At 65.2% G+C, this 646-nt stretch carries 1 protein-coding gene; it reads left to right on the forward strand.

The window, feature by feature from the left end; genetic code table 11:
- Nucleotides 1–646 (forward strand): putative transposase (locus G3446_RS27135; protein WP_164456747.1); only part of this gene is annotated, 646 nt, incomplete at both ends.

Consider the following 646-nt stretch of genomic DNA (forward strand, 5'->3'; position numbering starts at 1 on the left):
GCTGATCGATCAGGACGTCATCCCCGAAGCACGCCGGCAGATCGGTCCGCAACGCAGGCTGACCCTGGTCTTCGACCGCGAGGCGTGGAGCCCCGACGCCTTTCGCCGCTGGCACGCCCAAGGGGTTGACGTCATCACCTACCGCAAGGGCAAGCAGGCGCCCTGGGCGGCGCAGGATTTCCAACCCGTCACCTTTGCGCGCGACGGCAAGGCCGTGACCTACTGGCTCGCCGAGCGCAGCGTGCAGGTCATCCCCGCCAACCGCAAACGCCCGGCGTTTTGGATGCGCGAGATCCGCCGTCTGAGCAACGACGGCCATCAAACCGCCATCCTGACCACGCGCCAGGACCTGCCGGCGGAAGTGATCGCCGATGACATGTTTGCGCGCTGGCGCCAGGAGAACTTTTTCAAGTACATGCAGGCCGAATTCAATCTCGACCACCTGAGCACCGACGCCACCGAGCCAGCCGATGCCGAGCGGATGGTTCCCAATCCTGAGCGCACTCGGTTGGAGAAGGTGCTCAAGGCAAAGAAGGCCCAGCTCGGCAGCGCCCACGTCCGCAATGCGGCGCAACAGCGTGATGGTGCCTCGAAGGCCAAGCAAGCGAAGGAGGCGGAGACGATCGAGCGCGTGCAAAGGGACTGC

This window comes from Thiorhodococcus minor, assembly GCF_010820565.1.
GTDB classification, from domain to species: domain Bacteria; phylum Pseudomonadota; class Gammaproteobacteria; order Chromatiales; family Chromatiaceae; genus Thiorhodococcus; species Thiorhodococcus minor.